Genomic DNA, 21246 nt, shown 5'->3' with positions numbered 1-21246 from the left:
AATATTATGTATAGATACTAAATTAGAATAAATTTAATCTTTTCGCTCGGGTTAGATGGACTCACCTTATCCTTCTTTTCGTTTTGACCCTCTAAGCTAGATCGTTTACAATGCTCATAAGCTGGTTATTCATGAAACGATTGGAAGGAGAGGATTCAAATCTTACGCAAGTCAAATGAAAGACAACGTTTTTCCACTGTATATTCATCCATGTTCCGCATTCTGTTAGCGCTCATCCTGTACGCAGGCCCCATTCTGGGACAAGCTGGTATCACGGCATCCGCAGCGCAGGCGACGCAAGCAGTTCACATTGAAGTGAATGGTGAGCAACAATCCTGGAAGAACGCACCACTTATATTCAAAGGTTCAACGTTTGTTCCACTAAGGGATGTGGTCACATCGGTTAAAGGCACGTTGAAATGGGATAATCGCACCAAGACGGCTACCATTACCGTTGGCAGAGACAAGCTGATCCATCAGGCTGGCAGCAATTCCATTAAGGTAAACCAGGTCGATCTGGCCACAGGGGTGAATTCACGTACGGTTAACGGTACCTTGATGGTCCCTGTCCGGGCCATGGCTAATGCAATCAAGGCCGATATCAAAGTCCAACGCACAGCTACAGGTCAGATGAGTGTGAATATGGTAACCGATCAAGTCAGCCTGCTGAACAGCGAGGTTGCCAGCGTAGATACGTATCTGCGCGAAATTAACTATCCAGGTATGGCTCTGATTGCCCGCGATGGTGAGGTACTTCTGAAGCAAGGCTACGGACTTGCCGACGAACAGACGCTGAATCGCCCGGATCAGAAGACCCGAATCGCATCGCTGAGCAAATCTTTCACGGCTGCGTCCATTCTGAGTCTAGTGGAGGATGGTAAGATTAATGTACAAGATCCAATCTCCAAGTATATCTCCGGTATACCGAAGGGAGATCAGATCACGCTGCATATGCTGTTGTCTCAGACTTCAGGTCTGCCATCTGCATTCGGGCGGGGTGAAGGAACTTCGATGGAAGAGACTGTGGAAGAGATTCGCCACAAAACGCTGAAGTTCGAACCGGGGAGTGCCTATCTGTACAGCAACAGCGGGTATGTTCTGCTCGCATACGTCGTTGAACAGGTATCCGGCATGAGTTATGCCGATTACGTGCAGCAGACGATACTGAAACCACTTGGCATGAAAAATTCGGGAGAGGCTTCCCGTAAAGTGCATACGATTAGTGGTTTTATTCAACAAGATAACGCATGGGTAACTGCTCCTTACTATGTATCTCAATCCGGGTCAGGAACCATCTATTCCACGGTGGACGATATGCTCAAATGGGATCGTGCGCTGTATACAGACAAGATTCTAAGCCAGGATACGATTGAACAGATGTATGAGCCTTACTCCGATAAAAACTATGGCTACGCCTGGATTCTCAAAGAAAACGGCACGAATCGTACCGTCTTCCATAACGGTAGTGGTGGCGGGTTCGCCACAGCCTTTTCACGTAATCTGTCCGATGACATCACGATTATCCTGCTCGGCAACCACGCAGGTATGGACATGACTTCACTTTTGGATGAAGTTGAGGCAAAAACAGCCAAAGCACTGCAACTGCAATAATTTATATTTTCATAAAGAGTAATAAGAGGCGATCTTCAGCGGATCGTCTCTTTGATATAGATATATTTGATACATATTCAATTCTAAAAAGAAACATTTTTACAATTTTACCGTTTATATTATGTAGGTATATTTTGGAAGTGTAAATATAGATCTATATTAATCGAGGTGCATAATGAAGAAAACCATTTTACTACTGTTTTTAAGCCTGTTTTTACTCTTTTTGCTCCCTAATCAGGGAAATGCCGCTGCAAGCACGTCGAAAATCTTTATGGATGGAGAGGAATTAGTCCTCCCAAATGATGTACAGGTGACGATTATCAATAAAAACGTGATGATCCCGATTCGTGTCGTTGCCGAAAATTTGAAATTCAAAGTCGATTGGAACCAGCAAGCACACACTGTAAAAATCCAGCAAGATCAACAGATCATCTCTCTAACCGTGGACCAAAAACAAGCCATGGTTGCTGACAAGCAGGTCACCTTGAACACAGCACCGCAAATTTTGAATAAAACCCTGGTGGTGCCCATTCGATTTGTCAGTGAACAAATGGGGCTTAAGGTAAAATGGAACAATCAAGACAAGATTGTATACTTAACAAACACCAACAAGGAACCTGCTGTCGACCCTGGCAACAGTTCAGGGAATGAAGACTCCTCTTCTGTCGCCCAGGTTACCGATATCCAATTTGCCAACAATCAGCTTGTGTTATCCACGGATGGGGCAGTTCAGCCAGTAGTAACGACCCTCAAGTACCCTGATCGTCTGGTTGTGGACTTGCCTGGAGCCGTCTTTGGCGATCTATCCCAACCGCTGGATCAAGGATTCAATGGCAAGCTGGATGTGAGCGGTTATCCCAATGTGACGGAAGTGAGATATTCGCTTTTCAAACGAGATCCAGGACAAGTTCGAATTGTCGTAGAATTGAATCATGTGAAGGATGTCCAGTACAGCCAGAATGTGATTGCCGACAAACTGATTATTGATCTGAATGTTGCGGGAGACAACGTCGCACCTGCTCCTGTCACTCCAGTAGGCGATTCAGGACGCAAGGTCGTTGTGATCGATCCAGGACACGGCGGCAGTGATCCAGGGACGATCAGCATCACTAACCAACCCGAGAAGGACTACAATCTGGTATTGGCTCACAAAGTACAAGCCCTGCTGCTTAATGAACCCAATATCGAATTGGTAATGACTCGTGAAGGTGATACTTATCCGACCCGCCCTGAGCGTGTGCAGCTCGCCAATCAATTAAATGCGGATGTATTTGTATCTATCCATGGCAATAGTGTGAAGTCCGCCCCCCAAGCGACAGGTACGGAGACATATTATTATCAACGCAGTAACAGCAAGGAATTAGCCCATATCATTCATCAACGTTTGGTGAAAGCCATGGGGCTCAGAGATCGTGGTGTGAAAAATGGCAACTTGGAAGTGATTCGAGACACGACCATGCCTGCAGTGCTTTTGGAAGTGGGATTCCTGAGTAATGTGCTCGATGAGGAACGGATGTCATCCGATGACGTACAGATGAGAGCCGCTCAAGCGATAGCCGATGGAATTAAGGAGTATTTGGGTCTATAAATCATAAAATAAATTATTAGATGAAGGAAGTGATCCTTTGAATAAGAAGCTAGGTTGGGCACTTATATTATCATGTTTGATCCTTATCGGAGTTGGATGTGCTCAGAAGCCAGTGAGTGAATCCGGATCGAATGAACCCAACCCATCCGAAACGGAGGTGGATCTGGGCAAAATGAACACACAAGTCGTCGATGTTTATATGGCTGATTCTCAGGTTCTGGAGCTTCAAAAAACAGAGCAGGAAATTGAATACAAGGATGATTCCGAGAAATACGAAAAAACATATGCAGCTATGCAAACTAACACCGATTCGGAGCTCGTTTCCCTCTGGGAGCAGGTTGAATTGCTCTCTATCCAATATGCAGAGGGCACGGTGACTTTGGATGTTCATATCCCCGCTGAAGCCAACCTTGGTACCAGTGGAGAGTTGCTCGCATTGGAAGCTTTAACAACAACGATGTTTCAATTTGATGAAGTGAACAGCCTGGATATACTGGTGGATGGTGAAGCCGTTGATAGTTTAATGGGTCATGCCGAACTGGAGCACCCCATTCATCGCGAACCCTAAATGATCACACAACAATGGAAAAAGAACGTCCCCAGGGACGTTCTCAGATAACACAATAATTCGATTCATGCACAATTCACACATATAGCTCGTCACCAGCAGACAGTGAATGTATAACTGTTCCCGGTGACGGGCTATTTCTGAGCAAACCTTCTTTTAATCTGTCTGTCTCTGCCCGGTCAGCATGCACAAGAACCGTATGTCTTGCTGGAATCCCATGCAGCATCTGTTCGACATCCTTCCAGCCCTGATGCACTTTATAGCGTATTTTTCGCACCTCACACGCTCCATACTTATCAGGAACCCGTAGCAGCTTATCCGCAAATGTACCGTGAGCAACATGCCCAGTGAGCAGAATCAGATTTTCCTCCCTGTCCGATAATTGGCTATAATACCAACGGGCAAGCGAGGACTGCATCATGCCGTCCGGAATGAACCATAGCGAAGCAGCATGTTGTTCCAACAGTTGTTCCCGCTCTTGGGTGGTCGTAGGCAGATCCCATCCTCGTCCGGTCAGAAAGCCATCAATTTCGTCTTTCAACGAACTTCCGGTGACATGCTCTCCCTTCTCCCTCAACCAGTACGGGACATGAATAAGCTGCTTCATGCCATCCACCAGTCCTTGTTCCACTACGATTGGAACAGCCGGGAATTGTTGCTGTGCCCACAGTATGATCTCCTGTCCACGCCCTACGACAGGCATGGGTAGCAGCACCTTTCCACCTTGAGCAATCGTTTGGTGAATGGCTCGTTCCAGCTGTTCCAGTTTGTCAGCCTGTGTATCTTGATCCGTACCGTAGGCAGCATCAACGATCGCCAGATCTACCAGCCCGACTGAAGATATTGCTGCTACGTCTGCTACGTTTGCTCTGCCTGCTCCATCTGCTCCGTTCGATGTGAAATTTCCCTGCTTCATGGGTAGCTCCATGGATACAAGTGTTCTTGAGGACGCCTCTGATGCAACAGATGTCTGATCTTGTGACGTTATGAATTCTCCAGCCTTTTGCCCACTGTTGATAGCGATTAGTTGCTCCGTACCCCACCGCTCGCTGCTCGGAGCATCAAACACCTGATTTTCACGAGTCATGTTTGCCTGTGAGAACACCTCCGCTGGACAATCCTCCTGTAAAAGCATCGATTCGGACGTGTAGTCCCCGGAATAGAAAATCCGCTTAGCTTCCACTTCAAGCCCAAACCACACTGATCCAGCCAGATGTCCACTCCGTCCCCACATCACTTTTACTTCAGGAATGGGTTCGAACCAGGTTTGGGGTACCCCCTCATCCTCCAGATACCGATAACGAATAGCTTGCTCATCTGCTTCATTATAAGGAAGTTCTTCACCTACACGCTCTACAAACCTGCGCCAGTTGGCAAAATACGTACGCAGCTGCGCCCTCGTCTCCCTCGTCGTCCATACTTCACCCTGGTAGCCCATCTTATACAGCAAAGGGATGGCGACTGAATGGTCCTCATGGGCGTGGGACAACAGGACCGCATCCAGTTGCGGAACAATCTCCGGGTCAATCAGTGGATACTCGCCCGTGCCTTCTTTTTTCACACCACAATCCAGCAAAAGGCGAAAATTGCTCCCGCTCAGGAGATAGGCGGAACGTCCATGTTCCCCTGCACCGCCCCATACGTTCAGTTTGATCATGATGCATTCCACTTTCTCTTTGAATTCAGCATTTCAATTCCAAGCAGCATGAGCACCGTCATGCCTACAGTCACAACGGCCATCGCCATTCCGAGTGATACCTGACCTTGTTCGAATTGGGCAAAAATATACGTAGCCGACGTCTGCATCGACGGTGGAAGAATCAACAACGAACCTACCAGTTCCCGGGTAGCAATCGTAAAGGTCATCATCCAGCCGGCGAGCATGCCGGGCAGGATCAGCGGGATCAGGATACGCCGCAGAATATACAGCGGCTTCCCGCCAAAGACTTGCCCCGCCTGGAACAATGTTCCGTCAATCTGGGTAAAGCTCGATTTTACATACTGCACGGTGTAAGGCAAGAAGAGAACAACGTACGTGAGAACAACCATGCCGTAGGTGTTATACAACGTGACTGGCATCCAAGGTGAGTTCCAGAAGAGAATCAGACCCACCACCATCACGATGCCCGGCACCGTATTAGGCAACAGACTGAACAAGTCAATCACACGCTGCATGAATGAAGACGATCTGCCGATAGCCAGCGCAAAACCCGTACCGATAATAACAGCAACGGTTGAAGCCGCGAGAGATAGTCCCAGACTGTTCCCGATCGCCTTCATACTTACCGAACCCCAAGATAACAGCTCCTTGTAATGATCCAATGTCAGGTTATCGAAAGCCAGTCCCGATCCCCGTAGCTTCATGGTCGAAGCGGCGATGATGGAGAAATACGGGATTCCTATCGACAGGATCAACAGGATCGCAAGATACACCCCGCACAACCATCCTGCTCCGCCACGAAGGGAATATCGCTTCGAACGTTGCCCCTTGCCACCAACCAGACGATACGTGAACTTCCGACTCATGGCAGACTGCATGTACCACATCACCAGACAGACGGACAGCAGCACCGATGCCAGTGAAGTCGCCTTGCCGAAATCAATCGGCCAACTGGAGATGTACTTATGGATCTCGGAGGTCATGACATAATAGCCAATCTTACGCCCGAAGGTTGCCGGTGTTCCGAATTCCGCAATCGTTTTGACAAAGACCAGCATGATCCCCATGCCGTAGGACGACAACAATAAGGGTAAAATAATGCGTCTGAAACGGTACCCCGCACGTGCACCATGCACGGCTCCCGCTTCTTCCAGATTGCCACCGATGCGGATCAATGCATCCCGAAGCAGCAGATACAGGAATGGGAACAGGTGCAAGCTCATAATGAGCACCATGCCCCAGAAGCTGAAGAACAGCTCACTCCAGCCCGCAGATGAGGGCACCCATTGCTGCAGATATCCCCCTTTTTGCATAAACAGAATCCATCCCATTGATCCGATATACGGCGGAGTCATGAACGGAATCATCAGGATCACATCCACCCAGCGATGCTCGCCCATACGGGTCTTCGCCATCATCCAGGCAAGCGGCAGCGCCAGCAGCGTGGTTACCGCTACAACGCAGATGCCAAGCCAGACGGAGTTCAGCAATACACCGGATAGATGATGACCCGTAATCGTGCGAATCGGTGCCATCCAGTCCCATTGTCCGTCTGGATACACACTTTGCCAGAAGATCAGCAAGAGCGGCACGCCAATGCTTATGGTCAGCAGAAAGAGGGCCAGAAGCACGCCCACTCTCCGAAAAATTCGGTTGTTGTCCATTACAACAGGTTTCACTACGTTCACCTCACATGACTTTCCACAGACAGCAGGTATTCCTTTTGCCTAATTGTCTTTTACGTACTGTGTCTTACTTAAAAGTCTCCGAAAAACGTGCTGCTGTTTCTTCGCCATGTTCGCTCATCCAGTTCCAATCCACTTTAAGTTGTGGAATATCCTTCACATTGGCACGGTTGGTCGCTTCAATGTCTTCACGGCCCGGAATAAGATAAGCATCAGCAACGAGCTTCTGTGCTTCATCGGACAACAAGTAGTCAATGAACGCTTTAGCGTTCTCTACATTTGGACTGGATTTCAAAATCGCTGCCGGTCTTGGGCTGATTACCGTGCCTTCCTCAGGATATACGATATCCAGTGGCTCACCTTTTGCCTTGGAGGAATACGCCATGTAGTCCACACCTGCCGCTACGATGCTTTTGGCACCCGTGATGACGGGATCAAGTGCTTCCTGATTGGCGCCTGCCATCGCTACACCATTGGCTTTATAGGCACTCAGCAAATCCCATCCTTTTTCACCATTCGCACTCAGGTACCCTGTGATGAAGTCGAGTGCTGAACCTGATAATGTAGGGTCGGGAATGTTCACTGCATCTTTCCACGCAGGCGTAGCAAGCTCTGCCCAACTTGTTGGTGGTGTAGACACCAGTTTGGTGTTATACACAATACCCAGTGCGGAAGCGCTGCTGCTGAAGTAGTTGCCCTCTGCATCTGACCAATCCTTGTTCAGCTTGTCTGCATTGGCTGCATCCGGATAAGGCATAGTCAGTCCATCGGCTTTCAGAGCCTGTGCTGAAGGTAAAGAGGCCAGAATGACAACGTCTGCCACCGGATTGGATTTCTCTGCTTCCATACGAGCCAAAATTTTGCCTGTTGTTCCCTGGAACATCTCGACTTCGATACCTGTTTTGTCCGTAAATCCGCTCACGATGTTATCCGCCAGCTTCTGTGGGCCAGCACTGTACAATACCAACTTGCCACCAGCCGGCTTCGTTGTTTCCGCCGCCGCTGTGTTTCCTTCACCCGCGGGTTGTGCCGCGTTGCCTGTGGTTGTGTTCCCTGTACTACATCCGAACAAACTGATACTCATTACCGCAGTTAATAACAGCATTGCACTCTTTTTCCGTGTTTTCATCCCTATCATCTCATTCCATCTCCCTTGGTTTCTGTTTGATTTTCACTACTTTAATTGGCCGCTGCTATAACTTCTCTGTGCTTCACACTCGGGTTGTCATAACCATCCATTCGGCATATCCGCTCGGGGGCTATATGAAGCTGAACCCGCTCTCCTACCCGTACTCTTTGGTTCATATAGGCTGTCCATACGCCCAGCCCTTCCATCTGCACTCGTACTTCGTAACGCTCACCTACATAGCTGACACTAAGTACCGTCCCCGGATAACACAGATCATCATGACCTGTTTTGTTCCAGGTAACATGCTCCGGACGCACCATCGATTGGTTAGGCGTGAGCCAATTGGACTTTCCGATAAACGAAGCGACATACGGATCACTTGGGGCCGAGTAGATCGTTTCCGGACTTCCCTTTTGCAATATCCGCCCCTTCTGCATCACCACAATCTCATCCGACATCGACATCGCTTCAATCTGATCATGTGTGACGTACAGCGCAGTCAGTCCCATGTCCCGAACCAGTGACATCATCTCAATCCGCATCTCTTCCCGGAGTACAGCATCCAGTGCACTCAGTGGCTCATCGAACAGGATCACACCAGGTCTGACAGCTACGGCTCTGGCAAAAGCAACCCGTTGCTGCTGTCCACCAGACAGCTGATGAGGATATCGATCTTCCATGCCTTGCAGGCGAACCATGTCAAGTGCTTCGTTCACCTTTTGCCGCAGATCGGATTTCTGTTTTCCGGCCTTCAGGCCAAACGCTACATTTTCGTATACAGTCATATGCGGCCATAATGCAAAATCCTGAAACACCATGCCCAGATTACGCTTGTGTGTCGGTATATCAATCCGCTTCGCCGCAGAGTAGATACACTGACCATCTGCACGAATCTCCCCCGCATCCGGCTGCTCCAGCCCGGCCAACATGCGGAGCAGAGTTGTTTTGCCGCAGCCCGATGGGCCGAGAAGTGTCGTGAACTTTCCATGTTCAAGCGTTAGATCTGTCGGCAGCAGTGCGGGTGTTTGATTAAATGATTTTTGAATTCCAGTCATCTCTAATTTCATAAGCATCCCTGCCTGTCTTTTGTTACTTGATCTCTTGCACTGTTCTCAGTCTAACGTCCGCTTTCGCGAGTTGTATGTCTTGTTTGTAAAATTGGAATTAACTTTTTAGATGAATTCTGTTGATGTTCATAGATTAAATCTATAGTAGGTGATTATTAATGGAACTTTTCATTTTACGGAGAACCTAAATAGGTATGAGGAGTGTTGGGACATTGAATCTGATCAAATTGCAAATTGTTGAGCTGATCGACAAACATCATCACATGACAAGCGTGGCCGAGTTACTGGGGATCAAGCAACCCACCGTTACATTTCATATGAAGTCATTGGAGGAAGAGATGGGTGTGCGATTATTCGAATCGCGCAGTGGCAAGACTTTTCTAACCGAGGCGGGACAAGCTCTGCTGCATTACTCCGTTAAAATCAATGCTCTAACCCAAGAGGCACGACGGGTTGTAAAAGAATATGACAGTCTCTATCGGGGCACCCTGCACATTGGGGCAAGCTATGTACCCGCTACATACCTGCTGCCCGCCATGCTCAATACCTTTTCGCAGGAATTCCCTGGCATCCGTATCGTCTTATCCGTCAAACCATCACCTGTCATTCGCGAGATGCTGATTCGACATCAGATTGATCTGGGTGTGATCTCTTCCGAGCCGTTTGTTGGACCAGCGCTGCAAGCCGAGACGCTGTGTGAGGACGACCTGGTATTGATCTGTTCTCCGCAGCATAGGTTGGCCCAGCATGATGTATTAACACCTGATCATATCGCACAGATCCCTTTTGCCTTACATGGCAATGAATCCAGTACTCGGCGGTTAACCAATCAATGGCTCGCGCAACATGACATTCGTTTGCGGAGCACCGTAGAGATGGATTCCCTGGAAGCGATCAAACAACTCGTGTTACTCGGGGGGCATGTCTCATTCATGTCTCGGATGGCGGTACAGTGGGAGGAACAACACGGGCTCATACAAGTTCTCCCCATTCCAGGAGAGCAGGCACCGCGCCATATTTACACTGTACATAACAAGGACCGCCACCCGTCAGTTCAGGTGAACCGCTTCAAAGAAGTACTACGAGAGGTGAGTCACGGCTTTCCCCTTTTCCATGCATGACTGACCTGACCCTCAATAAAGTATCGTTAACCATTCATCAAATCTATGCAGGGTTAACGCAATGAGCTCTCCCCGTTAATCGCTTTCATATATTCGGGCGATAAAGTTGAGTCTGTACGTTAATCCAGATTAGGAGAGTGATTGGTTTTGAAAAAGTGGAAAAAGGTAACCGCCTCATTGATGCTGAGCATCGTAACATTGGGAAGTGGAATGACATTTCTGGGAGCACCACAGGCTTCAGCTGCTGCCAATGCCGTTCCTGCTTATGAAGTGAAGTTTCTGGCCAAGCCGGAACTTGTATTGAATACCGATGGGACACCACGCAGTGAAGTGATTCAGACACTCGGCCTGAATTCCACGCCCAGAAATATTAACGTAGAGTACTTCGACACCAATTCTCTCGGATTGGATCAACAAGGATGGAACGTCCGTTTTCGTAAAAAGGATGACAAAAACAATTACGAATTGACCTACAAAAAGCGGTACCCAGTGATCAATGGCGACATCAACGCAGCGCTGACTCTGGCTAATCAAGAGGGTTTTGATGAATCGGATGATAATTACGAGGCTGAGATTGATTGGGGATATGGTAAACAAACCTTAAGCTTCTCCAACACCAAAAAAGTCGATACCAAGGCGACAGGTGTCCAACTTCCTTCTGAAAAGGAAGCCTTGAACATGTTATTGGACAAGCTTCCAGGCAAATTGAAAAACTGGACTGCCTCCAACTGGGGCAAACAACAGCTTACGCAATCTCGTGCCTATGGTCCGGTAACGTTCCAACGATATGAAGGTACATGGAATGGTCAAGAGCTTACACTCGAAGTATGGCCGATCCGTGACGCAGCAGGTACAGGTATTGAGAATATCGTAGAAGTCTCTTTCAAAACCGATGATGCTGTAGCCGTATCCGGACTGCGCACTCAACTGCTGCAATTGCTGGAGAACAATAACTGGCTGATTCCTGCCGATGGCTTGAAAACACAGACGATTCTGGAAAGATACTAATCGCTGGCTCTAACTTAAAAAGACAAGCTCCTCTCCTACGATGTACGCAGGAAGAGGGGCTTGTCTTTTTTGTGTAGTGAACGAAATGAAATTATAGACTCAAACAAAAGAGCCCCTGCTATAAGCAAAGGCTCTTCTATACGTTACTAGGAAGCGGGTGATGGGAATCGAACCCACGCTATTAGCTTGGAAGGCTAAAGTTCTACCATTGAACTACACCCGCAAATAAAAAGATCGGGATGACACGATTTGAACATGCGACCCCCTGGTCCCAAACCAGGTGCTCTACCAAGCTGAGCTACATCCCGATACTTATGAAAATAATGGCGCGCCCTGAGAGATTCGAACTCCCGGCCTTTTGATTCGTAGTCAAACGCTCTATCCAGCTGAGCTAAGGGCGCAAATATTGGAGCGGACGACGGGAATCGAACCCGCGACCCTCGCCTTGGCAAGGCGATGCTCTACCGCTGAGCCACGTCCGCAAAATATATGGTGCGGTCGAGAGGACTCGAACCTCCACGGGGGGTTAGCCCACACGGACCTGAACCGTGCGCGTCTGCCAATTCCGCCACGACCGCAAAATATAATGGTGAGTCATGAAGGGCTCGAACCTTCGACACCCTGATTAAAAGTCAGGTGCTCTACCAACTGAGCTAATGACTCATAGTGAAATGGCTGGGGATATAGGATTTGAACCTATGCATGACGGAGTCAAAGTCCGTTGCCTTACCGCTTGGCTAATCCCCATTAAAAAATCATGGGGCGATCGAGGGGAATTGAACCCCCGAATGCCGGATCCACAAACCGGTGCGTTAACCACTTCGCCACGACCGCCATAGAGTAAGCCATTCATCCACTAAGAGAATCTTAGTATTAACATTTTTACTTGTAATATACATTCTATTACAAATTCAGATGTAAATACTAAAAATGGTGCCGGCGAGAGGACTTGAACCCCCAACCTACTGATTACAAGTCAGTTGCTCTACCAGTTGAGCTACACCGGCACGGTGCATATTTAATTAAAAAATGGCGGAACCGACGGGATTCGAACCCGCGATCTCCTGCGTGACAGGCAGGCATGTTAGGCCAACTACACCACGGTTCCATAGTACTTTCTCAAGGAAAGTTAATTGCGGGGGCAGGATTTGAACCTGCGGCCTTCGGGTTATGAGCCCGACGAGCTACCGGGCTGCTCCACCCCGCGTCGTTATAAAAGTTATATGGTGGAGGCTGAGGGGATCGAACCCCCGACCCTCTGCTTGTAAGGCAGATGCTCTCCCAGCTGAGCTAAGCCTCCATATTATGACCCGTAGGGGATTCGAACCCCTGTTACCTCCGTGAAAGGGAGGTGTCTTAACCCCTTGACCAACGGGCCTTGCTAAAAATTATCTGGCGGAGAGAGAGGGATTCGAACCCTCGAGACGCTTGTGACGCCTACACGATTTCCAATCGTGCTCCTTCGGCCAGCTCGGACACCTCTCCATATGGCTCCCCGAACAGGGCTCGAACCTGTGACAACTCGATTAACAGTCGAGTGCTCTACCAACTGAGCTATCAGGGAATGGTGGAGCCAAGCGGGATCGAACCGCTGACCTCCTGCTTGCAAGGCAGGCGCTCTCCCAGCTGAGCTATGGCCCCATACACTGTTGTATTTCTTGCTGTGGTATTACTATGGGCCCTGGTGGACTCGAACCACCGGCCTCACCCTTATCAGAGGTGCGCTCTAACCAACTGAGCTAAGGGCCCTAATATATATCCCTTATTCCTTGGCAAAGGGGGCAAAAAAAATACCCCAAAGGGAAATCGCTTGGCGGCGTCCTACTCTCCCAGGACCCTGCGGTCCAAGTACCATCGGCGCTAGAGGGCTTAACGGTCGTGTTCGGGATGGGTACGTGTGGAACCCCTCCGCCATCGCCACCAAACGCATAGCTTAGCTTACATTTCAGAGTTGTTGTTCTCTGAAAACTAGATTCGAAACGAAAGTTGCGATTTCAAACTTGCTATTGGATAAGCCCTCGACCGATTAGTACTGGTCAGCTCCATGCATTGCTGCACTTCCACCCCCAGCCTATCTACCTCGTCGTCTTCAAGGGGTCTTACATACTGGGAAATCTCATCTTGAGGGGGGCTTCACGCTTAGATGCTTTCAGCGTTTATCCCTTCCGTACATAGCTACCCAGCGGTGCTCCTGGCGGAACAACTGGTACACCAGCGGTACGTCCATCCCGGTCCTCTCGTACTAAGGACAGCTCCTCTCAAATTTCCTACGCCCACGACAGATAGGGACCGAACTGTCTCACGACGTTCTGAACCCAGCTCGCGTACCGCTTTAATGGGCGAACAGCCCAACCCTTGGGACCTACTTCAGCCCCAGGATGCGATGAGCCGACATCGAGGTGCCAAACCTCCCCGTCGATGTGGACTCTTGGGGGAGATAAGCCTGTTATCCCCAGGGTAGCTTTTATCCGTTGAGCGATGGCCCTTCCATGCGGTACCACCGGATCACTAAGCCCGACTTTCGTCCCTGCTCGACTTGTAGGTCTCGCAGTCAAGCTCCCTTATGCCTTTGCACTCTTCGAATGATTTCCAACCATTCTGAGGGAACCTTTGGGCGCCTCCGTTACTCTTTAGGAGGCGACCGCCCCAGTCAAACTGCCCACCTGACACTGTCCCCGCACCGGATTACGGTACCAGGTTAGAACCTAGATACGATCAGGGTGGTATCCCAACGTTGCCTCCACGCAAGCTGGCGCTCACGCTTCAAAGGCTCCCACCTATCCTGTACAGATCGTACCCAAATTCAATATCAAGCTGCAGTAAAGCTCCATGGGGTCTTTCCGTCTTGTCGCGGGTAACCTGCATCTTCACAGGTATTAAAATTTCACCGGATCTCTCGTTGAGACAGCGCCCAAGTCGTTACGCCATTCGTGCGGGTCAGAATTTACCTGACAAGGAATTTCGCTACCTTAGGACCGTTATAGTTACGGCCGCCGTTTACTGGGGCTTCGGTTCACAGCTTCGGGATTGCTCCCTAACCACTCCCCTTAACCTTCCAGCACCGGGCAGGCGTCAGCCCGTATACTTCGCCTTACGGCTTCGCACAGACCTGTGTTTTTGCTAAACAGTCGCTTGGGCCTTTTCACTGCGGCCCCCTCGTGCTATTCACACTACCGGGGCACCCCTTCTCCCGAAGTTACGGGGTCATTTTGCCGAGTTCCTTAACGAGAGTTCTTCCGCGCGCCTTAGAATACTCTTCTCGCCTACCTGTGTCGGTTTGCGGTACGGGCACCATCACCTGGCTAGAGGCTTTTCTTGGCAGTGTGAGATCATGACCTTCGCTACTGTAATTTTCACTCCCCATCACAGCTCAGCCTTACAATGTGCGGATTTGCCTACACATCAGCCTTACTGCTTAGACGGACATCCATCAGTCCGCGTCACTACCCTACTGCGTCCCCCCATTGCTCATAACGGCTTACGGTGGTACAGGAATTTCGACCTGTTGTCCTTCGACTACGCCTTTCGGCCTCGCCTTAGGTCCCGACTTACCCTGAGCGGACGAGCCTTCCTCAGGAACCCTTAGGCTTTCGGCGGATCAGATTCTCACTGATCTTTTCGTTACTCATACCGGCATTCTCACTTGTATAATGTCCAGCGCTCCTTACGGTACACCTTCAACCCTTATACAACGCTCCCCTACCCCTGATACATCGTATCAAGCCATAGCTTCGGTGGTGTGTTTAGCCCCGTTACATTTTCGGCGCAGAGTCACTCGACCAGTGAGCTATTACGCACTCTTTAAATGATGGCTGCTTCTAAGCCAACATCCTGGTTGTCTGTGCAACTCCACATCCTTTCCCACTTAACACACACTTGGGGACCTTAGCTGATGGTCTGGGCTGTTTCCCTTTTGACAATGGATCTTAGCACTCACTGTCTGACTCCCGGAAGTAAGTCTATGGCATTCGGAGTTTGACTGAGCTTGGTAACCCTTGCGGGCCCCGCACCCAATCAGTGCTCTACCTCCACGACTCTGTTTTCCGAGGCTAGCCCTAAAGCTATTTCGGGGAGAACCAGCTATCTCCGAGTTCGATTGGAATTTCTCCGCTACCCCCACCTCATCCCCGCATTTTTCAACATGCGTGGGTTCGGGCCTCCAGTGCGTGTTACCGCACCTTCACCCTGGACAGGGGTAGATCACCCGGTTTCGGGTCTACGTCCACGTACTAAGTCGCCCTATTCAGACTCGCTTTCGCTGCGGCTCCGGCTCTTCACCTTAACCTTGCACGGGAACGTAACTCGCCGGTTCATTCTACAAAAGGCACGCCATCACCCCTAAAACGGGCTCTGACTTTTTGTAAGCACACGGTTTCAGGTTCTATTTCACTCCCCTTCCGGGGTGCTTTTCACCTTTCCCTCACGGTACTGCTTCACTATCGGTCGCTAGGAAGTATTTAGCCTTGGCAGATGGTCCTGCCGGATTCATACGGGGTTTCACGTGCCCCGCACTACTCGGGATCCGTCTCGGAGGGAACCAACTTTCAATTACAGGGCTTTTACCTTCTTTGGCGGGCCTTTCCAGACCTCTTCGCTTAACCGGTTCCTTTGTAACTCCATGTGAGACGTCCCACAACCCCAAAGAGCAAGCTCTCTGGTTTGGGCTTCTCCGCGTTCGCTCGCCGCTACTGACGGAATCACTATTGTTTTCTCTTCCTCAGGGTACTTAGATGTTTCAGTTCCCCTGGTATGCCTCTGCACAACCTATGTATTCAGTTGTGAGTAACTGGAAATTACCCCAGCTGGGTTTCCCCATTCGGACACCCCCGGATCAAAGCTTGCTTACAGCTCCCCGAGGCAGTTTCGTTGTTCGCCACGTCCTTCATCGGCTCCTAGCGCCTAGGCATCCTCCGTGTGCTCTTAGTAGCTTAACCATATTGCTCCGGTTTTGACTGCTCGCTTCCCTTGTTTTGCTTGCGCAAAGCCAAAAGTCACTCCCATTCAATACCATCGCAAAAGCAATTAACTACCGTTTTTATTGAAACTTGTTTACACAAGTTCAGCTAAAAAGGAATGTTCTAATTCGCATTTACTTTCGTTTCGATATCTAGTTTTCAAAGAACAAGCTCCATGCAAAAGCAAGCTGTTTGAGAGTTTGAGCTCTCAAAACTGAGCAACGAGTGAGTGTTTTGCTCTTCATTTCATCCACACCAAGGTGAAGGACCGAAATGAATTGCGGTCGCAGGTTCTAAGAACCTGCTTATTTGAATGTTTCCGTTACAGGAAACGATTCTCCATAGAAAGGAGGTGATCCAGCCGCACCTTCCGATACGGCTACCTTGTTACGACTTCACCCCAATCATCTATCCCACCTTCGGCGGCTGGCTCCTTGCGGTTACCCCACCGACTTCGGGTGTTATAAACTCTCGTGGTGTGACGGGCGGTGTGTACAAGACCCGGGAACGTATTCACCGCGGCATGCTGATCCGCGATTACTAGCAATTCCGACTTCATGCAGGCGAGTTGCAGCCTGCAATCCGAACTGAGACCGGCTTTGTTGGGATTGGCTCCATCTCGCGATTTCGCAGCCCGTTGTACCGGCCATTGTAGTACGTGTGTAGCCCAGGTCATAAGGGGCATGATGATTTGACGTCATCCCCACCTTCCTCCGGTTTGTCACCGGCAGTCTATCTAGAGTGCCCACCCGAAGTGCTGGCAACTAAATATAAGGGTTGCGCTCGTTGCGGGACTTAACCCAACATCTCACGACACGAGCTGACGACAACCATGCACCACCTGTCTCCTCTGTCCCGAAGGAAAGATACATCTCTGTACCGATCAGAGGGATGTCAAGACCTGGTAAGGTTCTTCGCGTTGCTTCGAATTAAACCACATACTCCACTGCTTGTGCGGGTCCCCGTCAATTCCTTTGAGTTTCAGTCTTGCGACCGTACTCCCCAGGCGGAGTGCTTAATGTGTTAACTTCGGCACCAAGGGTATCGAAACCCCTAACACCTAGCACTCATCGTTTACGGCGTGGACTACCAGGGTATCTAATCCTGTTTGCTCCCCACGCTTTCGCGCCTCAGCGTCAGTTACAGCCCAGAGAGTCGCCTTCGCCACTGGTGTTCCTCCACATATCTACGCATTTCACCGCTACACGTGGAATTCCACTCTCCTCTTCTGCACTCAAGTCACCCAGTTTCCAGTGCGATCCGGGGTTGAGCCCCGGGATTAAACACCAGACTTAAATGACCGCCTGCGCGCGCTTTACGCCCAATAATTCCGGACAACGCTTGCCCCCTACGTATTACCGCGGCTGCTGGCACGTAGTTAGCCGGGGCTTTCTTCTCAGGTACCGTCACCTTGAGAGCAGTTACTCTCCCAAGCGTTCTTCCCTGGCAACAGAGCTTTACGATCCGAAAACCTTCATCACTCACGCGGCATTGCTCCGTCAGGCTTTCGCCCATTGCGGAAGATTCCCTACTGCTGCCTCCCGTAGGAGTCTGGGCCGTGTCTCAGTCCCAGTGTGGCCGATCACCCTCTCAGGTCGGCTACGCATCGTCGCCTTGGTGAGCCGTTACCTCACCAACTAGCTAATGCGCCGCAGGCCCATCCCCAAGTGACAGATTGCTCCGTCTTTCCAGTTCTCTTCAGGCGAAGAAAACAACTATTCGGTATTAGCTACCGTTTCCGGTAGTTGTCCCAAACTTGAGGGCAGGTTGCCTACGTGTTACTCACCCGTCCGCCGCTAACCATCAGAGAAGCAAGCTTCTCATCAAGTCCGCTCGACTTGCATGTATTAGGCATGCCGCCAGCGTTCGTCCTGAGCCAGGATCAAACTCTCCAATAAAGATGAATTTCAGTAACGTGGTTAAACGCTATGAAATTCATCTCAAATATTTGAAAAGAGCGATAAGCTCATTTTGAATCTGACGAGATTGAAAATCTCATTTGTGCTCCAGTCGATCCAAGCCGAGGCTTGTTTCAAACTTTCGCGTTCATTCTGCAAGCAGAATGTTTACTCACTCGTTGTTCAGTTTTCAAAGATCAAACTTGTGCTGTTACCGAATGTCGTTCTCTTCAGCAACTTTTATATCTTATCATATCCGAACCAACTTAGCAAGCTCTTTTTTTAAGTTTCTTTCGAAGCTTATTTCATTCGCTTGCCGCACCGTGTGAACCGTGTTTTCTTGGCCGGAATTAGAATATACCATGTACAGATTTACAATGCAAGTCTTTTTTTGATAAAGAAAATAACCTGCTTCATCCGCCCAATATGGAATCTGTCACCCCGGCACTATCAATAACCTCAGCATCTTTATTACGAGCTGCTATTATACTTATCCAATAAACTTAACCAGGGAAGCCACATCCACTACGATTTTAGAGGACATACATTGTGACTAGCCCTGGTTTTCGGAAATCTCTTTTTCTCTTTTCTTCTATATAAAGAAGACTATCACACCTCAGGGAACTACAAGCACAACCAGCTTCTCTTCTCAGTGCTTACAAAATCCGCTTACCAAGTAGCGAAGCGATCAGTTCTACCCCAAGTCTCGCCGTATGTCTATTGTGATCAAGCAATGGGTTCACCTCAACCAGTTCCATGGACGTAACTTGATTCGTGGAAGCAAGTAGCTCTAATGCGTAATGCGCCTCTCGGTAATTCAAACCACCCGGTACAGGTGTGCCCACCCCCGGAGCTTCACGCGGATCCAGACAATCCATGTCAAAGCTGACATGAATACCGTCCGTTCCTTCTCCAGCTATAGCTATTGCTTGCTCTATAACTCGTTGTATACCCATTCTATCAATATCATGCATCGTAAATGCTTGGATGCCCAGTCCCTTAATCTGTTCCTTCTCATACTCATCCAGATCACGCAGACCAATATAGACCAAGTTGGATGGATCTATAAATTCGCCTGCTCCAGCAATGTGAGACAGGTTATATGCAGTATGACCCAAAGAAGCAGCCACACTCATCCCATGCATGTTACCGGACAAGCTTCGTTCTTCCGTATTCAAGTCTGCGTGCGCATCAAACCAGATCACCCCCAGATTAGAATAATGCGCAGTTAATCCGGCGAAAGTACCTATCGCTACACTATGATCTCCTCCAAGCACAAGCGGAAAGGCCCCCTCCTCTACCGCAACAGATACTTCATTAAACACATTCTCGCTGACCTGACGTACTTCGTTTAAATATTTCACGCGATTACGCTCAGCAGGGACAGACGGATCAGTTGCACACTCTACCCGCACTTCTTTGGAAAGCACTAGCCCCAGGCTCGCGATCTCCCGCTTCAGTCCAGCTGTAATTAATTCATCGGGCCCCAACTCTGCACCGCCTCTCGCTCCACCGAGTCCGAAAGGAACCTTAATGATGGCAACATTGCGCCGAACAGAAGTATGACTTGTATTAATAGAAGTATCTTGTATGCCATCAAGAACATCATCATCATTTTTCATGTAGGTTAGCTCCTTCATTGGTTGTCAAAACCAACTCAATTCTCTCCAATGCCCAGTCAATCTCGGACTCTTTAATCGTTAGTGGTGGAGCAAACCGAATGGTAGTCTCATGGGTTTCTTTGCACAGCAGTCCAGCAGACATCAAACGTTCGCAATAGGGACGTGCTGATCCATACAACTCAACCCCAATAAATAAACCTCTACCCCGAATATCCTTTATAGCCGAACTGCGAATATCACGAAGTCTTTTCATAAAATAGTTGCCCAGATGCTCCGATTGCTCGGCGAGCTTCTCATCTTCAAGGACTTTCAGAGCCGCTACAGCCACGGCGCAGGCGAGTGGATTCCCGCCAAACGTAGAACCATGAGACCCAGGCTCAAACAAATCCAGTATCTCCGCATTAGCAGCGATAGCCGAGATTGGCATGACTCCTCCTCCCAGCGCCTTGCCCATAATCCAGATATCTGGTTCAGCACCTTCCCAGTCAGAGGCAAAACGGCGACCCGTTCTTCCAAAACCGGTCTGGATCTCATCAGATACAGTCAGCACCTGCTGTTGTTTGCACAATGCAAAAGCTTCAGCCAGATATCCATCGGGCGGGATAACAATTCCAGCTTCACCCTGAATGGGCTCAACAAGAAAGCCAGCCGTATTCGGTGTAATGGCTTGTTTCAGTGCTTCAATGTCTCCATAAGGGATAATTCGGAATCCAGGTGTAAACGGTCCAAAATTTTTTTTATACTCCGCTGAAGAAGAAAAGGACGTAACCGTCAAAGTTCTTCCGTGAAAGTTACCAGAACATACGATGATTTCGGCCTGGTTCTCCGGCACACCTTTACAACGATAAGCCCACCGGCGCACCGCCTTTACCGCAGTCTCCACTGCTTCCGCTCCTGTATTCATGGCAAGAATCTTGGATTTCCCTGTGAACTGTGAGAGTTTCTGATAGAAAAGAGAAGCTGAAGAACTATGGAATGCCCTTGATGTCAGCGTAACCTGATCTGCCTGATCCTTGAGCGCCTGTATAATCACAGGATGTCTGTGACCATGATTCAATGCAGAGTATGCACTTAACATATCCATATAACGGCGGCCTTCAGGATCTTCTACCCATACTCCTTCCGCCTGTTCAATAACAATAGGGAGTGGATGATAATTAGGTGCAGCATAACGCTCCGACCAATCAATTAACATTTTGGAATCTGACATACACGCCCAACACCTTTCCAAAATATTGTATACAAAATACAATATCAATGTATGCGATACCACCGCCATTTACGACTATATCCCACTATTTCCACAGTAGCCTACTCCCAGCTCTTCTTCGAAT

At 49.2% G+C, this 21246-nt stretch carries 11 protein-coding genes, 17 tRNA genes and 3 rRNA genes; 5 read left to right on the top strand and 26 right to left on the bottom strand.

From position 1 onward, the window contains the following. The first annotated feature begins 210 nt into the window (after positions 1-210). From AC4G47_RS01730 to AC4G47_RS01720, 3 genes are all read left to right on the top strand, one after another. Positions 211-1611 (top strand): serine hydrolase domain-containing protein, encoded by a 1401-nt coding sequence (locus tag AC4G47_RS01730; RefSeq protein ID WP_491104465.1) that lies wholly within the window; start codon positions 211-213, stop codon positions 1609-1611. Between the two features lie 175 nt (positions 1612-1786). After that, positions 1787-3199 (top strand): N-acetylmuramoyl-L-alanine amidase family protein, encoded by a 1413-nt coding sequence (locus AC4G47_RS01725; protein WP_491104464.1) that lies wholly within the window; start codon positions 1787-1789, stop codon positions 3197-3199. Between the two features lie 37 nt (positions 3200-3236). After that, a complete protein-coding gene (locus AC4G47_RS01720) occupies positions 3237-3767 on the top strand; it encodes a GerMN domain-containing protein (protein WP_491104462.1) in 531 nt (176 codons plus the stop codon). Between the two features lie 76 nt (positions 3768-3843). Here AC4G47_RS01720 and AC4G47_RS01715 read toward each other — a convergent pair whose 3' ends face one another. The 4 genes from AC4G47_RS01715 to AC4G47_RS01700 form a co-directional block, all read right to left on the bottom strand. Beyond that, on the bottom strand, positions 3844-5424 hold the full coding sequence (locus AC4G47_RS01715) for an MBL fold metallo-hydrolase (RefSeq protein WP_491104460.1): 1581 nt from the start codon (positions 5422-5424) through the stop codon (positions 3844-3846). Next, the gene (locus AC4G47_RS01710; protein WP_491106619.1) at positions 5421-7091 is read right to left on the bottom strand and encodes an ABC transporter permease; all 1671 of its coding nucleotides are present in this window, start codon (positions 7089-7091) and stop codon (positions 5421-5423) included. The genes AC4G47_RS01715 and AC4G47_RS01710 overlap by 4 nt, the downstream gene beginning before the upstream one ends. An 88-nt stretch (positions 7092-7179) precedes the next feature. Then, the gene (locus AC4G47_RS01705) at positions 7180-8250 is read right to left on the bottom strand and encodes an ABC transporter substrate-binding protein (RefSeq protein ID WP_491104458.1); all 1071 of its coding nucleotides are present in this window, start codon (positions 8248-8250) and stop codon (positions 7180-7182) included. 41 nt (positions 8251-8291) lie between these two features. After that, entirely contained in the window at positions 8292-9308 is a 1017-nt protein-coding gene (locus AC4G47_RS01700) for an ABC transporter ATP-binding protein (RefSeq protein ID WP_458124981.1), read from the bottom strand. 212 nt (positions 9309-9520) lie between these two features. Here AC4G47_RS01700 and AC4G47_RS01695 point away from each other — a divergent pair, with 212 nt between their 5' ends. After that, positions 9521-10429, top strand: coding sequence for a LysR family transcriptional regulator (locus AC4G47_RS01695; RefSeq protein WP_491104456.1), 909 nt, complete (start codon positions 9521-9523; stop codon positions 10427-10429). 147 nt (positions 10430-10576) lie between these two features. Next, positions 10577-11437: a hypothetical protein gene (locus tag AC4G47_RS01690; RefSeq protein WP_458124979.1), complete on the top strand. Its 861-nt coding sequence runs from the start codon at positions 10577-10579 to the stop codon at positions 11435-11437. Positions 11438-11589: 152 nt separating this feature from the next. Here AC4G47_RS01690 and AC4G47_RS01685 read toward each other — a convergent pair. From AC4G47_RS01685 to AC4G47_RS01580, 22 genes are all read right to left on the bottom strand, one after another. Further along, positions 11590-11660: transfer RNA gene (locus AC4G47_RS01685), tRNA-Gly, on the bottom strand. Between the two features lie 11 nt (positions 11661-11671). Further along, positions 11672-11745, bottom strand: a tRNA-Pro gene (locus AC4G47_RS01680). A gap of 16 nt (positions 11746-11761) precedes the next feature. Beyond that, positions 11762-11838, bottom strand: a tRNA-Arg gene (locus tag AC4G47_RS01675). Between the two features lie 6 nt (positions 11839-11844). Further along, positions 11845-11919, bottom strand: a tRNA-Gly gene (locus tag AC4G47_RS01670). A gap of 8 nt (positions 11920-11927) precedes the next feature. Beyond that, positions 11928-12015: transfer RNA gene (locus AC4G47_RS01665), tRNA-Leu, on the bottom strand. Between the two features lie 9 nt (positions 12016-12024). Beyond that, positions 12025-12100 (bottom strand) — tRNA-Lys (locus AC4G47_RS01660). A 9-nt stretch (positions 12101-12109) separates the two neighbouring features. Continuing rightward, positions 12110-12184: transfer RNA gene (locus AC4G47_RS01655), tRNA-Gln, on the bottom strand. Positions 12185-12195: 11 nt separating this feature from the next. Beyond that, positions 12196-12271, bottom strand: a tRNA-His gene (locus tag AC4G47_RS01650). 97 nt (positions 12272-12368) lie between these two features. Beyond that, positions 12369-12444 (bottom strand) — tRNA-Thr (locus AC4G47_RS01645). A 23-nt stretch (positions 12445-12467) separates the two neighbouring features. Further along, a tRNA-Asp gene (locus AC4G47_RS01640) sits at positions 12468-12545 on the bottom strand. A gap of 25 nt (positions 12546-12570) precedes the next feature. Continuing rightward, positions 12571-12644, bottom strand: a tRNA-Met gene (locus AC4G47_RS01635). A 17-nt stretch (positions 12645-12661) separates the two neighbouring features. Beyond that, positions 12662-12737 (bottom strand) — tRNA-Val (locus tag AC4G47_RS01630). A gap of 6 nt (positions 12738-12743) precedes the next feature. Continuing rightward, positions 12744-12815, bottom strand: a tRNA-Glu gene (locus AC4G47_RS01625). Positions 12816-12830: 15 nt separating this feature from the next. Then, positions 12831-12922, bottom strand: a tRNA-Ser gene (locus AC4G47_RS01620). 3 nt (positions 12923-12925) lie between these two features. Further along, positions 12926-13001: transfer RNA gene (locus tag AC4G47_RS01615), tRNA-Asn, on the bottom strand. Position 13002: 1 nt separating this feature from the next. Beyond that, positions 13003-13078, bottom strand: a tRNA-Ala gene (locus AC4G47_RS01610). Positions 13079-13112: 34 nt separating this feature from the next. After that, a tRNA-Ile gene (locus AC4G47_RS01605) sits at positions 13113-13186 on the bottom strand. Positions 13187-13245: 59 nt separating this feature from the next. Continuing rightward, a 5S ribosomal RNA gene (rrf, locus tag AC4G47_RS01600) occupies positions 13246-13362 on the bottom strand. An 81-nt stretch (positions 13363-13443) separates the two neighbouring features. After that, positions 13444-16371 (bottom strand): 23S ribosomal RNA (locus AC4G47_RS01595). A 366-nt stretch (positions 16372-16737) separates the two neighbouring features. Further along, positions 16738-18290, bottom strand: a 16S ribosomal RNA gene (locus tag AC4G47_RS01590). Together the 16S, 23S and 5S rRNA genes with 17 tRNA genes alongside form the textbook arrangement of a ribosomal RNA operon. A gap of 656 nt (positions 18291-18946) precedes the next feature. Further along, complete coding sequence (gene rocF, locus AC4G47_RS01585; RefSeq protein WP_491104455.1) at positions 18947-19912, bottom strand: arginase; 966 nt, start codon at positions 19910-19912, stop codon at positions 18947-18949. Further along, on the bottom strand, positions 19902-21122 hold the full coding sequence (locus AC4G47_RS01580; protein WP_491104453.1) for an ornithine--oxo-acid transaminase: 1221 nt from the start codon (positions 21120-21122) through the stop codon (positions 19902-19904). The genes rocF and AC4G47_RS01580 overlap by 11 nt, the downstream gene beginning before the upstream one ends. Positions 21123-21246 lie beyond the last annotated feature (124 nt).

This window comes from Paenibacillus sp. Negev47, assembly GCF_058313655.1.
The sequence above is the reverse complement of the archived record's forward strand: the minus strand, read 5'-3'. Positions and strand labels throughout refer to the sequence as shown.

Excerpts from the sequence above, each read along its gene's own strand:
- AC4G47_RS01705 (WP_491104458.1), bottom strand. The coding sequence starts at position 8,250 with ATGATAGGGATGAAAACACGGAAAAAGAGTGCAATGCTGTTATTAACT.
- AC4G47_RS01725 (WP_491104464.1), top strand. The coding sequence starts at position 1,787 with ATGAAGAAAACCATTTTACTACTGTTTTTAAGCCTGTTTTTACTCTTT.
- rocF (WP_491104455.1), bottom strand. The coding sequence starts at position 19,912 with ATGAAAAATGATGATGATGTTCTTGATGGCATACAAGATACTTCTATT.
- AC4G47_RS01710 (WP_491106619.1), bottom strand. The coding sequence starts at position 7,091 with ATGGACAACAACCGAATTTTTCGGAGAGTGGGCGTGCTTCTGGCCCTC.
- AC4G47_RS01715 (WP_491104460.1), bottom strand. The coding sequence starts at position 5,424 with ATGATCAAACTGAACGTATGGGGCGGTGCAGGGGAACATGGACGTTCC.
- AC4G47_RS01700 (WP_458124981.1), bottom strand. The coding sequence starts at position 9,308 with ATGAAATTAGAGATGACTGGAATTCAAAAATCATTTAATCAAACACCC.
- AC4G47_RS01580 (WP_491104453.1), bottom strand. The coding sequence starts at position 21,122 with ATGTCAGATTCCAAAATGTTAATTGATTGGTCGGAGCGTTATGCTGCA.
- AC4G47_RS01730 (WP_491104465.1), top strand. The coding sequence starts at position 211 with ATGTTCCGCATTCTGTTAGCGCTCATCCTGTACGCAGGCCCCATTCTG.